The organism is Methylosinus sp. KRF6 (genome assembly GCF_018887255.1).
In the GTDB taxonomy this organism is placed as follows: domain Bacteria; phylum Pseudomonadota; class Alphaproteobacteria; order Rhizobiales; family Beijerinckiaceae; genus Methylosinus; species Methylosinus sporium.
The window spans coordinates 1,127,828-1,140,828 of sequence record NZ_JAHLJF010000001.1; the positions used below are offsets into that span (position 1 = coordinate 1,127,828).

11 protein-coding genes are annotated in these 13,001 nt (G+C 67.0%); 5 read left to right on the forward strand and 6 right to left on the reverse strand.

All coding sequences use genetic code 11. From position 1 onward, the window contains the following. Positions 1-105: 105 nt before the first annotated feature. Together KP010_RS05465 and KP010_RS05470 are read left to right on the forward strand one after the other, a co-directional pair. Entirely contained in the window at positions 106-1,611 is a 1,506-nt protein-coding gene (locus tag KP010_RS05465; RefSeq protein ID WP_108917285.1) for a Do family serine endopeptidase, read from the forward strand. Positions 1,612-1,716: 105 nt separating this feature from the next. Beyond that, positions 1,717-2,877 carry a DUF3611 family protein gene (locus KP010_RS05470; RefSeq protein ID WP_142863702.1) on the forward strand — a complete coding sequence of 387 codons (1,161 nt, stop codon included), beginning with the start codon at positions 1,717-1,719 and terminating at the stop codon, positions 2,875-2,877. 3 nt (positions 2,878-2,880) lie between these two features. Here KP010_RS05470 and serB read toward each other — a convergent pair whose 3' ends face one another. Further along, a complete protein-coding gene (gene serB / locus KP010_RS05475) occupies positions 2,881-3,780 on the reverse strand; it encodes a phosphoserine phosphatase SerB (RefSeq protein WP_142863701.1) in 900 nt (299 codons plus the stop codon). A gap of 29 nt (positions 3,781-3,809) precedes the next feature. On the opposite strand from serB, the gene miaA reads away from it, so the two are divergent. Then, complete coding sequence (gene miaA, locus KP010_RS05480; protein ID WP_142863700.1) at positions 3,810-4,733, forward strand: tRNA (adenosine(37)-N6)-dimethylallyltransferase MiaA; 924 nt, start codon at positions 3,810-3,812, stop codon at positions 4,731-4,733. Here the strand turns inward: miaA and KP010_RS05485 are convergent. After that, the gene (locus tag KP010_RS05485) at positions 4,720-5,883 is read right to left on the reverse strand and encodes an MFS transporter (RefSeq protein WP_142863699.1); all 1,164 of its coding nucleotides are present in this window, start codon (positions 5,881-5,883) and stop codon (positions 4,720-4,722) included. The two genes, miaA and KP010_RS05485, sit on opposite strands and share 14 nt — an antisense overlap. Before the next feature lie 25 nt (positions 5,884-5,908). Further along, positions 5,909-6,742: an RMD1 family protein gene (locus tag KP010_RS05490; RefSeq protein ID WP_142863698.1), complete on the reverse strand. Its 834-nt coding sequence runs from the start codon at positions 6,740-6,742 to the stop codon at positions 5,909-5,911. Positions 6,743-6,855: 113 nt separating this feature from the next. Between KP010_RS05490 and fdxA the strand changes: the two genes are divergently transcribed. Continuing rightward, the gene (gene fdxA, locus KP010_RS05495) at positions 6,856-7,194 is read left to right on the forward strand and encodes a ferredoxin FdxA (protein ID WP_108917279.1); all 339 of its coding nucleotides are present in this window, start codon (positions 6,856-6,858) and stop codon (positions 7,192-7,194) included. A 393-nt stretch (positions 7,195-7,587) separates the two neighbouring features. After that, on the forward strand, positions 7,588-9,372 hold the full coding sequence (locus tag KP010_RS23225; protein WP_371824192.1) for a CarD family transcriptional regulator: 1,785 nt from the start codon (positions 7,588-7,590) through the stop codon (positions 9,370-9,372). 83 nt (positions 9,373-9,455) lie between these two features. On the opposite strand, the gene KP010_RS05505 is transcribed toward KP010_RS23225, so the two are convergent. From KP010_RS05505 to KP010_RS05515, 3 genes are all read right to left on the reverse strand, one after another. After that, complete coding sequence (locus KP010_RS05505) at positions 9,456-10,322, reverse strand: RNA polymerase factor sigma-32 (protein WP_108917278.1); 867 nt, start codon at positions 10,320-10,322, stop codon at positions 9,456-9,458. 217 nt (positions 10,323-10,539) lie between these two features. Further along, positions 10,540-11,928: a M48 family metalloprotease gene (locus tag KP010_RS05510; protein WP_246660008.1), complete on the reverse strand. Its 1,389-nt coding sequence runs from the start codon at positions 11,926-11,928 to the stop codon at positions 10,540-10,542. A gap of 91 nt (positions 11,929-12,019) precedes the next feature. After that, a complete protein-coding gene (locus tag KP010_RS05515; protein WP_216280515.1) occupies positions 12,020-12,814 on the reverse strand; it encodes a nuclease (SNase) in 795 nt (264 codons plus the stop codon). Positions 12,815-13,001 lie beyond the last annotated feature (187 nt).

Below are 13,001 nucleotides of genomic sequence, written 5' to 3' on the forward strand. Positions count from 1 at the left end.
GAGCGAAGTCGTGCGACAATCTTCGCAGCATCGTCTATCGCCGGAACCGCAAGTCGCGCTGTCGCCGCAGCGCGAGGCGCCGCCCGGTCTCAGGAGAGCAAGAGTATGACATCTGCCGCGTCCGTTTCGCTACTCACGGCGCTGAGGCGCGCCCTCGCCGCGGGGCTCGTCGGCGCGCTCGTCGCCGGGCCGCTGGCGGCGACGCCGGCGCACGCCAAAGGCCCCGACACTCTGGCCGATCTCGCCGCCAATGTCTCGGACGCCGTCGTCAACATCTCCGCGACGCAGACCGTCGACCAGAAGCGCCCGTCGAAGGACGCCGGCCCCGGCGGCCAGCCCTCGACGCCTTTCGACGAATTGTTCGAGGAATTCTTGCGCCGTCGCCAGCAGCAGGGCCAGGGCGCGCCGGAGCTGCCGCGCCAGCGCAAATCCGCCTCGCTCGGCTCCGGCTTCGTCATCGACGCTTCGGGCATCGTCATCACCAATAATCACGTCATCGCCGACGCCAATGAGGTGACGGTCATCTTCACCGACGGGCAGAAGCTCAAGGCCGAGGTGCTCGGCAAGGACCAGAAGGTCGATGTGGCGGTGCTGAAGGTGAAGCCCGAAAAGCCGCTGAAGGCGGTGAAATTCGGCGACAGCGACAAGGCCCGCGTCGGCGATTGGGTGCTCGCCGTCGGCAATCCTTTCGGCCTCGGCGGCTCGGTGACGGCCGGCATCGTCTCGGCCCGCAACCGCAATATCGACAGCGGTCCCTATGACAATTACATCCAGACCGACGCCTCCATCAACAAGGGCAATTCTGGCGGCCCGCTGTTCAACATGGACGGCGAGGTGATCGGCATCAATACGGCGATCCTGTCGCCGTCGGGCGGCTCGGTCGGCATCGGCTTCGCGACGCCGGCCAATACCGTGCAGCCGGTCATCGAGCAGCTGCAGAAATTCGGCGAGACGCGGCGCGGCTGGCTCGGCGTGCGCATTCAGAATGTCGATGACGGTATCGCCGAAAATCTCGGCCTCGGCGCCACGCGCGGCGCGCTGGTCGCAGGCGTCGACGACAAGGGCCCGTCGAAGACGGCGGGGCTGAAGGCCGGCGACGTCATCGTCAAATTCGACGGCAAGCCCATCAAGGAGTCGCGCGATCTGCCCAAGCTCGTCGCGGCGACGCCGGTCGGCAAGGACGTAGAGGTCGTCGTCGTCCGCAACGGCAAGGAGCAGACGAAGTCGATCAAGCTCGGCCGTCTCGAGGATGGCGAAAAGGTCGCCTCTCGCGAGGCGCCCAAGAATGAGCAGATCGAAAAGACCGCCGCACAGAAGGCGCTCGGCCTCGAGCTCTCCTCGCTCTCGGACGAGCTGCGCAGCCGCTTCCAGATCAAAGAGAATGTGAAGAACGGCGTCATCATCACCGGCGTCGATCCGCGCTCCGACGCGGCCGAGAAGCGCCTGCAGGCGGGCGAGATATTGCTCGAAATCAATCAGGAGCCGATCGCCGATCCCGCCGACGCCGTGAAAAAGGTGAAGGCGCTGAAGGACGGCGGCAAGAAATCGGCGCTGCTGATCGTCGCCAACGCCCAGGGCGACACGCATTTCGTCGCTCTGACGCTCGACTGACGACAGCCCCAGGCTTTCGCCTTCGCGAGAGCGCCCTATCTGGCGAAAGAGATCGCCCGCGTCGGAGATCGACGCGGGCGTTTTCGTTTGCCGGACGCTTTTCCCATGCGCTCGATCATCGCCCGCATCAATTTCGTCTCGGTCATCCTGCTCGGCGCCCTCGCGCTGGCGCTCGGATGGCTCGCCGCTCATTCGGAGCGGCCGCTGACGAGCCCTCCTTTCGCGCTGCATATCGCGCTCGGCGTCCTCGCCGGCGCCTTGCTGCTCGCGCAGATCGTGCTGCGGCTCGTAGTTCCGCCGCCGGCGCTGCCGGCGCGCTGGTCCAAGGGGCGCCGCTACGCCGCCGCCTCGTGCGAATTTCTCATTTATCTCTCGCTCGCGCTGCTCGTCGCGACCGGCGCTCTGTGGGGCTATTTCGGCGGCGCTCCGCTCGACGTCTTCGGCCATCCCTTGCCCGTTTCACCCGACGCCGACCCGAGGCTCGCCGATCTTCTCGGACCGGCCTGGACTCGGGCCCTCGGCCTCGCCGGCGCGACAGCCTCGGATGCGTTGCTCGTCGCGCATCGCCTGCTCGGCTATGTCCTCGCGGCTTCGATCACTCTCACTCTCGCGCTCGGAAGCTTCTCCCGCTTCCGCCCGGAGGCGCCGCCGGCCGAATTGGCGCAGCTCACGCCGGCGCTCATCGAGCCCTCGCCGACGCAAAGCCTCGCCTCGCGTCTGCGCCTGTTCGGCTGGCTGCAATTCTGGCCGCAGCTCGCCATCGCGCTGGCCAGCGCCGTGCTGCTGCAATTTTCCACATCCGGGCGCGCCTTCAGCCCCAGCCAGACCGGCTATGGCGACGCCATCTATTGGAGCCTCTTCGCTTTTCTGCTGCTCTGCGCGGCGACGGCGCTCGCCTTTTTCTACACGCGCGCGGCGCGCTCCGTGGCGCGGGCCGATTATCTCGGCGTCCATAGACTCACGGCCTTCTGGTTTCTCTCACTCGGATTGCTGATCGGCCTCGCCGGCGTGATCATTTCCTTCGTCGGCCTGTCGCTGAGCGTTTCTCTGCTCGTTGCAAAAACCGTGTCGCAGCCGCCCGGCATCGCCATCACCGATCCGAACAAGATCATCCGCGCGCTGGACGTCTTCGTTCTGCTGGTGAATTTCGCGCTGCTGCTGGCGCATTTCATCGGCGTCGCCATCGCCGCCTTTCTCACCTCGGAGGCGACCCGCGCACGCTTTCGCTTCGCGGTCGCGACCGTTCCTCAAGAAGGTCGCGCCTGACGCTCATCCCTCGACGAAATCCTCCCGCCGATAGCCCTGCGCGAAGAGCAGCGCCGAAAGATCGGCGCGATCGACGCGAGCGGCCGCGACCTCCGCCACTTTCGGCTTGGCGTGATAGGCGACGCCGAGGCCGGCCGCCGCGAGCATGTCGAGATCATTGGCGCCGTCGCCGACCGCGAGCGTCGCCTCCGCCGGCAGCGCCAGCGTCTCGCGCAATTCATCGAGCGCCTCGCGCTTGGCCGCCGCGCCGGCGATCGGCGGCAAGACGATTCCGGTGATGCGCCCCTCGCGCGTCTCCAGCCGATTGGCGCGCGCCTCATCAAAGCCGAGGCTGGCGGCAATGCGCTCGGCGAATAGGGTGAAGCCGCCCGAGACGAGCGCCGTATAGGCGCCATTGGCGCGCATGGTCGCGATCAGCCGCCGCGCGCCCGGCGTGAAGCTTATGCGCTCGGCGAGTATCGTCTCGATGATCGAGACCGGCAGGCCGGCGAGCAGAGCGACCCGCTCGCGCAGCGCCGGCTCGAACTCCAGCTCGCCGCGCATGGCGCGTTCGGTGATCTTCGCGATGCGCTCGCGAATGCCGGCGAATTCGGCCAGCTCGTCGACGCATTCCTGGCCGATCATGGTCGAATCCATATCGGCGACGAGGAGACGCTTGCGCCGACCGGCCTTCGGCTGAACGATCACATCGGCGCCGGCTGCGCTCGCAGCGGCCTGAAGCGCGAGACGCAAATCCGGCAGCGCCTCTGGCGCGAGCGGAAAAGCGACATCGCAGGCGACGCCATTCTCCAGCCAATCCAGCGCGCCGAGGGGCGCAAAGGCGCGCACGGCCTCGGCCGTCAGCGGCGGGCCGCTGGCGCCGGCGACGAAAGTCGCGACATGTTCGACAGGGGCTTTTGACATTTCGCTCGTTTTGTCGTTGCGAAGGGCCGATGACGAGACGCGCCATTCTCATCGCAGGCCCGACGGCGAGCGGCAAGTCCGCTCTCGCGCTGGCGATCGCCCGACGCATCGGCGGCGCCGTGGTCAACGCCGATTCGATGCAGGTCTATCGCGACCTGCGCATTTTGACCGCCCGCCCGACGCCGGAGGAAGAGCGCAGCATCCGCCACGAGCTGTTCGGCCATGTCGACGCCGCCGTGAATTATTCCGTCGGCCGCTGGCTCGAAGATTTTCGACGCCTTCTCGGCAAGCTCGAGCAGGAGGGCGTCGCGCCCATCGTCGCCGGCGGCACGGGCATGTATTACAAGGCCGCGCTCTATGGGCTCTCGGATATTCCGCAAGTGCCTGTGGAGGTGCGCGAAAAAATCCGCGCCGAGGCGGAAGGCCGAACGCCCGAATATCTTCACGCGCGTCTTTCCGAGAGCGACCCCGAGACGGCGGCGAAGCTGCGGCCGACCGATCCGCAGCGCATCTTGCGCGCGCTGGAAGTCTTCGAGGCGACGGGCAAGCCGCTCGCCTCCTTCCAGGGAGCGCGCATGGCCTCGCTGCTCGATCCGTCGCAATGCCTCGCCTTCTTCCTCGCGCCGGAGCGCGAGGAGCTTTATCGGCGCATAGCCGCGCGCTTCGACGATATGCTGCGCGAAAGCGCGCTCGCGGAGGTGGAGGCGATGGGCGCGCGCGGTCTCGACCCCGCTCTGCCGGCCATGCGCGCGCATGGGGCGCCGCATCTGCTGCGCTATTTGCGCGGCGAGCTGACGCTCGAGGAGGCGGCATCGCAGGGCAAGCTCGACACGCGTCATTATTCGAAACGGCAATTCACCTTCGCGCGCCACCAGCTGCCGTCGTTCCGCTGGATCGCGCCCGGAGAGACGGACGCGGCCGTCGAAGAGGCGGCGCGTTTCAACGGCCGGTAGGCGCGCGGCGCTCGGCGAGATTGGCGACGACGAGCAGCGTCGCGCCGATCAGCGATATTCCGCCGATCAGCGCGAAAAAGGCCACGAGCCCACTCGGCGCCAGCGCGCCGAACAGGAAGGACGTCGAGAAAATGCCGAGGTTGAGCAGGCTCGCGTGATAGGAATTGATCGTGCCGCGAAACTGCGCCGACATTCCGCTGAGCCGGGCGTGATGCAGCGGCCCGCCGCAGCCATAGCCGAATGCCCAGGGCAGTCCGATGAGCGCGAGCTGCGCGACCGAGCCGGCCGGCAGGGCGAAAGCGAAAACGCCGGCCGAGGCGGCGAGGCAGGCGATGGGCAGCGCCCTATAGGAGAGAAGCCTGCGCACGAGAGGCCCGGCGAGATTGCCGGCGATCGTGACGAGGCCGAAAAAGCCCGCCAATAGGCCGGCGTCGGTGGGCGAGAGCGCCAGCTTGCGCGCCGCGACATCCGCGACGACGACGCCGAAGCCCGCCACCGAGCCCAGCCAGAAATAGCTCGCCGCCAGCCGTCGCAGGACGCCGGGCGTCGCCAGCGCGCCCCTATGGGTGGCGACGAAGGAGACGACCCCGCCGCCATGCGAGCGGCCGGGCCGAAAGGCCGCCGAAACCGCCACAAAGGCGAGCGCCGCCAGCAGCGCCAGAAGATAATAAGCGTAGCGCCAGCCGAAACGATCGGCGATCCATCCGGCGATGGAGGGGGTGACGACGAAGGCCGACATCAGCCCGATAAAAACGCGCGCCGTGCGGACGTCGACCTCCTCCGGCGAAGAGGCGTCGGCGACGAAGGACAGGGAATTGGGCTGCACGAAAGCGCCGCAGAGGCCGGCGAGGCCGCTGAGCGCTATGGCCACGGAGAGATTGGAGGAATTGGCCAGCGCGGCGCTGAGCAGCGCGAAGCCGAGCAGCCCCGCCTGCAGCGGCCGCTTGCGGCCGAAGCGATCGGACAAAGGCCCGGCGATGATGGCGAAGCCGGCATAGGCGAGGCCATAGGCCGCCGGCAGATAGGCGATGGCGGCCGGCGCGACGCCGAAATCCGGGGCCATCGCAGTCATCAGCGGCCCGGCGACCACCTCCGCCGAGCCGACCAGAAACAGAGCCGCGGCCAGAATGGAGAGCTGGCCGAAGGTCACGCGCGCGCCTCCGGCATGAATGCTCTCAATGCGCCCGCTGCACGAATATCTGGAACAGAGTGAGCAGGATTTCCGCGAGGATCAGCACAATGATCGTCGCCTCCAGCCGCACCGCGCGATCGACGTCGATGATCTCGGTCAGAATGCGGGCCGTCTCGCCGATGACCTCGATCTTGGTCTTCAGCGTGTGACTGCGCGCCTCGAGCTCATATTCGTCCTCGAGCCTCGTGTAGAGACGCTCCAGATCGGGCCGGTCCCAGAGCACGTCTGGCTTGTCCTCCACCGCCACGCGGCCGGAGACGCGATGCTGCACCAGCAGCGTCTGGCCGATGAGCTCGAGCATGGCGCGGCGGCGCCATGGCGGACGCCCCTTGCTGGCGAGATCGGCGGCGAAAGGCTCGATCGTGTCGAAGACGGCGTTGACGCGCCGCTCGTCGCGGGCGAGCGCCACGCTCTTGGCCAGAGCGTCCGCCACCACCAGCAGCCGCTCGCCGGAGGCGTCGCGGATCGCGAGACGGCCATTGGCGAGCGTCTTGTCGTCGCTGTCGGGCGTGATCTCGAGCACCAATGTCTCGTCGTCGCGACGCGTGGCGGCGCCGGCGACACGGGCGCCGACCTTGGCGAGCGTCTCGTCCTCCTCGAGCGGCGACAGGCCGAACAGCACGGCGACGCCGAATCGGTAGAGCACGACGAAGCCCGCCTGCCCCGCCGGAAAGGCGAGCGGCGAGGTGGAGACGAGATCGGCGCGCTCGAGCCCGCCCGTGTCGATTCGCTCGCCGAGCAGCAAGGCCCGCGCCGTCAAGCAACGCGCCCCCGGCGAGGCCGTGGCGCCCTCGGGCGCCGATTCGATTTCCGCCATAGACTGATTCCCTTCCAACGCCTCGCAGGATATCATGCGCGCCGCGCGGGCCGGGAGGCCGCTTGCAACCCATTCTCAAAAACGCTAGCAAGCCCGCGGATCGAGGACCCCCCATGCCTTATGTCGTCACGGAAAACTGTATCAAGTGCAAATATATGGATTGCGTCGAAGTCTGTCCCGTGGACTGCTTCTACGAAGGCGCCAACATGCTGGTGATCCATCCGGACGAATGTATCGACTGCGGCGTGTGCGAGCCCGAATGTCCGGCCGAGGCGATCAAGCCCGACACCGAGCCGGACCTCGAGAAATGGATGGCGCTGAACGCCGAATACGCTCAGACTTGGCCCAATGTCACGGTCAAGCGCGAGCCGCCGGCCGACGCCAAGGAATGGGACGGCAAGCCCGGCAAGCTGGAGGCGCATTTCTCGCCCGAGCCCGGCGAAGGCGACTGACGCCGCGCCGTCCACAACCTCCGCGCCGTCGAAATCGTTAAGAGATTCAACGGCTGCTCCCCGGCCGATCGTAACCATGCGGAAAGGCGCCGACGCCTTTCCTTTGATTTCTGCCGTACCACATGATATACAGAACATTAAGACTTAACTTTCGGGCGCGCAGGGCTCGAACGTCGCGGCGCCCCGATCGGAGATAAACCCGCGACGTCGAGAATGGGCAAAGATGGCGGCGATGCGCCCGCCAGCGTCGGCTCTATATTGTGAAGCGTCGGACTTTCGCCAGCCGAACCATGCGCGATCATTGGCGCTATCCTGGCCGGGGCGCAATGAGCCCCTTCGGTCACGAGGCTTCGTCCCGTCTCCACAGCGGGACAATAGAAGGAGTATCCGCGTATGCCCTCGTCCAGCAAGAAGACCGCAAAGAATCGCAAGGCGTCCGTCGCCGGAGCGCGACGCGGCGCTGAGGGCAAAACGGCGCGGACGGCCGCAGCTTCCGAGACGCGGACCCAAAGGTCGGCGAGCGCGACCGCCGCAGGCAAGACGTCGAAGACCACGGCTTCCACCAAGACTACTTCGGGCAAGACGGCTTCGGGCAAGACGGCTTCGGGAAAGACGGCTTCGGGAAAGAGCGTTTCCGCCAAGACCGCGGCCGCCAAGACCGCAAAAACGAGCGCGCGTACAGCCGCCGCGGCGGGGAAGACAGCCGCCAAACCCGCGCGGACGAGCGTCGGCGCAGGAGCCGCGCCTTCGGCCGGCCGCAAGTCTTCTGGGGGTCGCTCGGCGGCGAGCGCCGAGCGCGGCTCCGCCAGAACGCAGAAAACCGCCTCCTCTCGGACGCGCGCCGCCGCCAAGACCGCCGCCAAAGCCAGCGCGGCTCGGTCTGGAGCGGCGAAATCCATCGCGGCGCGAAGCGCCAAGACCGCCGCCGAAGTGACCCAGAATAGCGCCAAGACCGCGGCTTCGGCCAAGACCACCATCGCCAAGGCGGCCATCGCCAAGATCGCGGTCGCCAAGGCCGCCGTCGCCGAAGCGCCGGCGCGGGCGCGCGCCAGCGCCACCCGCAGCAGCGAAGCCAAGCGCAGCGGCGAGGTTGCGTGCGCGACGGAGCGCCGCATCGAGATCGAGGCGACCCAAAAGACCGCGCCGAGCGTCGAAGCGACGCGTGTCGAGACCATCCGCCCGCAGACCTCCTCGGAGGCTCCGCAGACGCATCAGACTTCAATCGCCGTTGCGGCCGGCGTAACCGGGGAGACGAGAATCACCACGCCCTTGCGCCAGAGCGCGACCAATATCGATATCGAGCACTCCGACGTCGTCTCTCCGAGCGCCACCCCCGATGCGGGCGCGAGCGGGGCGAATGCGACGGCGGCCGTTTCAACTCCAGCTTCGAGCGAAACCATTCCAGTGCCAAAACAGACACAAGGAAAGGCGGTCAACGCCAAATCTTCGCCGGCGCCCAGAGCCCCCGCCGCTCCCACGAGCGCAGCGGCGAGCTCGGCCCTTTCGCCCAAGGCCATCGTCGCCGCGCGCGCCGCGGCCGCGGCCCCCATCAAACCGCCGACGCCCGCCGCGAAGGCGAAGACATCGGCGCAGAAGCTCGGGTTCAAGACGAACGAATTCATCGTCTATCCGGCGCATGGCGTCGGACAGATCATCGCGATCGAGACGCAGGAAGTGGCCGGCTTCAGCCTCGAGCTGTTCGTCGTCAGCTTCATCAAGGACAAGATGACGTTGAAGGTGCCGACCAGCAAGGTCGCCGCCGTGGGAATGCGCAAGCTGGCCGAGAACGAGGTCGTCGACAAGGCGCTCTCCACGCTGAGCGGCCGCGCGCGCGTCAAGCGCACAATGTGGTCGCGTCGCGCCCAGGAATATGAGGCCAAGATCAATTCGGGCGATCTCGTCACCATCGCCGAGGTGGTGCGAGACCTCTATCGGTCCGACACGCAGCCGGAGCAGTCCTATTCGGAGCGCCAGCTCTATGAGGCGGCGCTCGACCGCATGGCGCGCGAGGTCGCGGCCGTGCGCAAGCTCATCGATTCGGAATCGCTCAAGCTGATCGAATCCTTCCTGCAGAAGGGCCCGCGCCGCGGCGGTCCCAAGGGCGGCGATGACGCCGACGCCAGTGACGACGCCGGCGAAGAGGGCGAAGAGGACGACGTCGAAGAGCGCGCCGCCTGACATCGCGCGCAATCTCGAACGCAAAAGAAAAAACGCGGCCCCGAACGGGGCCGCGTTTTTTCTTTCGAGCCGGCGGAGCCGCGTCATTCGGCCGGCGTCGCCGTCTCCTGGGCTTTGGTCAGCGCCTTGCGCAGCTTGCACAATGCGCGATTCTCGATCTGGCGGACGCGCTCCTTCGATATTCCGAGGCGATCGCCGAGCGACTCCAACGTAACGAGAGTCTCGCTGAGCCGCCGTTCCTGCACGATGCGCAGCTCGCGCTCGGACAGAAGCGTCAACGCATCGGCGAGCCAGCGCGCGCGACGCCCGGAATCGACGCGATCCTCGACCACCTCGTCGGGCAGCGGCCGATCGTCGACGAGAAAATCCATGCGCTCGGCCGATGTCGAGGAATCGTCCTCGACCAATTGGCTGTTGAGCGAGACATCTGAGCCGGCGAGACGCGAGTTCATCAGTTCCACATCGGCGCGCGAGACGCCGATGGCGCCGGCGATGGCCTGGAAAGCGTCGCCCGCTTCCGACTGCGGCGCATGTGCGAGCTTGGCGCGAAGCCGGCGAAGATTGAAGAACAGCGCCTTTTGCGAGGAGCTGGTGCCGCCGCGCACGATCGACCAGTTGCGCAGCACATAATCCTGAATGGACGCGCGAATCCACCAGGTCGCATAAGTGGAGAAGCGCACGTCGCGCTCCGGCGCGAAACGCGCGGCGGCCTCGAGCAGGCCGACATGCCCTTCTTGCACGAGATCGGCGACGGGCAGCCCGTAATGACGGAAGCGCACAGCGAGCGCGATCACCAGCCGCATATGAGCGGAGGCGAGCTTATCCAGAGCATCCGTATCCTTATTGTCCTTCCACGCGATGGCCAGACGTTTTTCTTCTTCGCGTTCGAGAAAGGGCGCATCCATCGCCGCCTTCACGAGTTCGCGTCCGACTCCGGGCAAATAAGCCATTCTCGCTCTCCGGGGTGGCTGTCGCGCGCGATCGAGGCTTCGATCGAAAGATCGATCGAATGAAAAGCGCTGCGACGATGCCTCGATTGAGGAGAACTCCCAGATGGTCACGCGACCGGCGGCTGCGCGATCGGCGCCCTGCCTGTCCGCCCCCCCGGGAATTCTAAGGCTTACAACATTTTCGAAGCGCGACGGTTCCATCGCGGACGCGCGTTTCTCACTCGACGACGAGCTTGTATCTCTCGCCCGGCGTGAGACGGGCGCCATGCTCGAGGCCGTTCAGCAATTGGAAATATTCGAGCGGACGATTGGGAACGACCATGCGCTGCGCCATGGATTCCGCAGTGTCCTCTGCGCCCGCGCTCACGATGGAGAGACGCAGCGGGCGCACATCGAGCGACTCTTCCCAGCTCGAGCGTCGGAATGTGGCGACGGAAGCGGCGAAACGTCGCTCCGCCTCCGCGTCGAGCGCGCGCACGGCGAAAATCAGCCGATAGAATTCATCGTCGATCTGAATGACCGCGAGCTTGAAATTCCATTCACCGGCGCGCGCGCTGGCCACCACCGCCGGCAATCCGTTGACGTCGATGCGCTTCATCGACGAGCGCAACAGCCCGTCGACCCAGCCGGATTCGACATAGGCTTCGATCGTCTTGCCGACCGGCGCGCGCACGCGATCGAGCCGCAGCGCCTCGTCGTCGCCCTCCTTCACGCCGAAGACGGCCTCGCTCGAATTCTCGAGCAGAAAGCCCTCCGGCGCGACGAAGGTGAAGCGCAGCCGCGGATGCGCGAATTTGCGGCCGCGCACGAAGCCGTCATTGGGATCGTCGCCATAAGCGAGGCCGTTGATCGCGGCGAGATAGCCCTCACGATCACGCGTTCCGACGCCGGGGGCGCTGATCTGCCGCGCCGCCGCCACCGCCTTGGCGATGCGATCGGGCGTCGAGGGATGCGTCGCCAATATGTCGAGGTCGGGCGCTTTCTTCTTGCCGTACAGAACGGCGCGCAGCTCCGCGGATTTGCCGAGCGCGGCGAGAAAGCGCGAGGCGCCGTACGGATCGAAGCCGGCGCGCGCCACCACGCGCACGCCGATCGCGTCCGCCTCCAGCTCCTGCAGGCGCGAAAAGCTCGCGAAGGACAGACGCTGCGAGGCGCGCACGTCGTCGCTCTTCTGCTTGCTCTGAATGACGGCCGCGGCCTGGCTGATGACCTCCGCCTCACGCTCGCGCTCGGCGCGAAGCGCGCTGTGGCGCGCGCTCACATGGGCGATCTCATGCGCCATCACGGCGGCCGCCTCCGAGGCGTCGTTGGCGAGGGCGAGAAGGCCGCGCGTCACATAGAGATTTCCGCTCGGCAGAGCAAAAGCGTTCACCACCGGCGTGTTGAGGATCGTCACCTTATAGGCGGCCTGGCCCGGCGTGTCGCTCGCCTGCGCGAGCTTGACCAAAATCTCGTCGAGATAGCGCTCGGCCGACAAAAAGCGATATTCGCCGCCGAATTGCGCGACGAGATCCTTATGCTCGGCGGTCGAGGGCTGCTCGCCGCCGACGGTGCGCGGCACGGCCGGCGGCAATCGCGCTTGCGACGCGGCTCCGCCATTGAGCATTTCGCCCTGCCGCTCGAGCTGGGCGCAGCCGGATAGACCGAAAGCCAGCGAAGCCGCGAGCGCGGCGACACGCGCGCCGCTCCGCCCCGCCTCAGGGCCGGCCGAGCGCGCCGGGGCGTTCGTCGCCGAGGAGCTCGATCTGCGCCGGAGAGAGAAGCTCCATGCGCGGTCCAAAAGCTGTGTCAATCAATCCTCGCACGCGCACCCGCCGCCCCGTGAGCATTCTGGGCGACGTTCCGGCCCGCGTGAATGTCTCGAGATTGCGTTTCCAGATCACGACAGCGAAATCTCCCCGGCGCGGCCCGAAATTCAGATAGAGAGAGCCTCCGGTCTCGCCGATCTTGCCGACGACGCCCTCCACCAGAACCATGCCCTTTTGTTCGACGAGCGTTTCGGGTCGAGCGGCGTCGACGATGTGATACTCGCCCGAGGCCCAAAGTCCAAGCTTTCGTCCACGCGCCTGCGCCTCCGCGGCGAGCAGCCCATTGCTGCAGGCGAATGCGGCCGGATCGGGGCGAAAGCGCGCGAGCCCCGCGGCGATCGTCGCTTGCGCGAGCGAGATCAGCGGCGCCTCGTCCCCCTCCCCTTCGACGAAGAGCCCGGCGGCGACCTCGCCCCAGCGATTCGGCGCCGCCGTCGCGGTGGAGAGGAAGACCAGCCGGCCGGCCGAAAGACGCTCGGAGAGAAAGCGCCGCAAATCCTCCCGCGCCGCCTCCCGCGACGGAAATTCGACGCCGGCGAGCGTCAGACGGCGCCCGTCCATGGTCGCCAGGTCGAGCTCCGCGCCCACGGACGCGATCTCGACCGGAGCGCCGGCCTCCGGCGCGCAGACGCCGGCCGCCTCCTGCGCATGGGCCAGGGACGCCGCAAAAGCGGCGCCGATCACGAAAAAAACGGCTGGGCGAGGACGACACGTCATGCGGACCGGCTATGGAGAAAGACGGCGAAACGATCGCGAGAGTAGCCGCGAAGAAAACGCTTCGCCACAACTCGCGCGACCTTCGCCGCGGCTTCGTCAAACTTTGGCCGAAACCGGGCTTATGCTACGCCTCGTCCCATACGGCTCCCCGCGA

Bases quoted from the DNA above. Each gene is read 5' to 3' on its own strand.
- KP010_RS05465 (WP_108917285.1), top strand. From the start codon at position 106: ATGACATCTGCCGCGTCCGTTTCGCTACTCACGGCGCTGAGGCGCGCC.
- KP010_RS05470 (WP_142863702.1), top strand. From the start codon at position 1,717: ATGCGCTCGATCATCGCCCGCATCAATTTCGTCTCGGTCATCCTGCTC.
- serB (WP_142863701.1), bottom strand. From the start codon at position 3,780: ATGTCAAAAGCCCCTGTCGAACATGTCGCGACTTTCGTCGCCGGCGCC.
- miaA (WP_142863700.1), top strand. From the start codon at position 3,810: ATGACGAGACGCGCCATTCTCATCGCAGGCCCGACGGCGAGCGGCAAG.
- KP010_RS05490 (WP_142863698.1), bottom strand. From the start codon at position 6,742: ATGGCGGAAATCGAATCGGCGCCCGAGGGCGCCACGGCCTCGCCGGGG.
- fdxA (WP_108917279.1), top strand. From the start codon at position 6,856: ATGCCTTATGTCGTCACGGAAAACTGTATCAAGTGCAAATATATGGAT.
- KP010_RS23225 (WP_371824192.1), top strand. From the start codon at position 7,588: ATGCCCTCGTCCAGCAAGAAGACCGCAAAGAATCGCAAGGCGTCCGTC.
- KP010_RS05505 (WP_108917278.1), bottom strand. From the start codon at position 10,322: ATGGCTTATTTGCCCGGAGTCGGACGCGAACTCGTGAAGGCGGCGATG.
- KP010_RS05510 (WP_246660008.1), bottom strand. From the start codon at position 11,928: ATGCTCAATGGCGGAGCCGCGTCGCAAGCGCGATTGCCGCCGGCCGTG.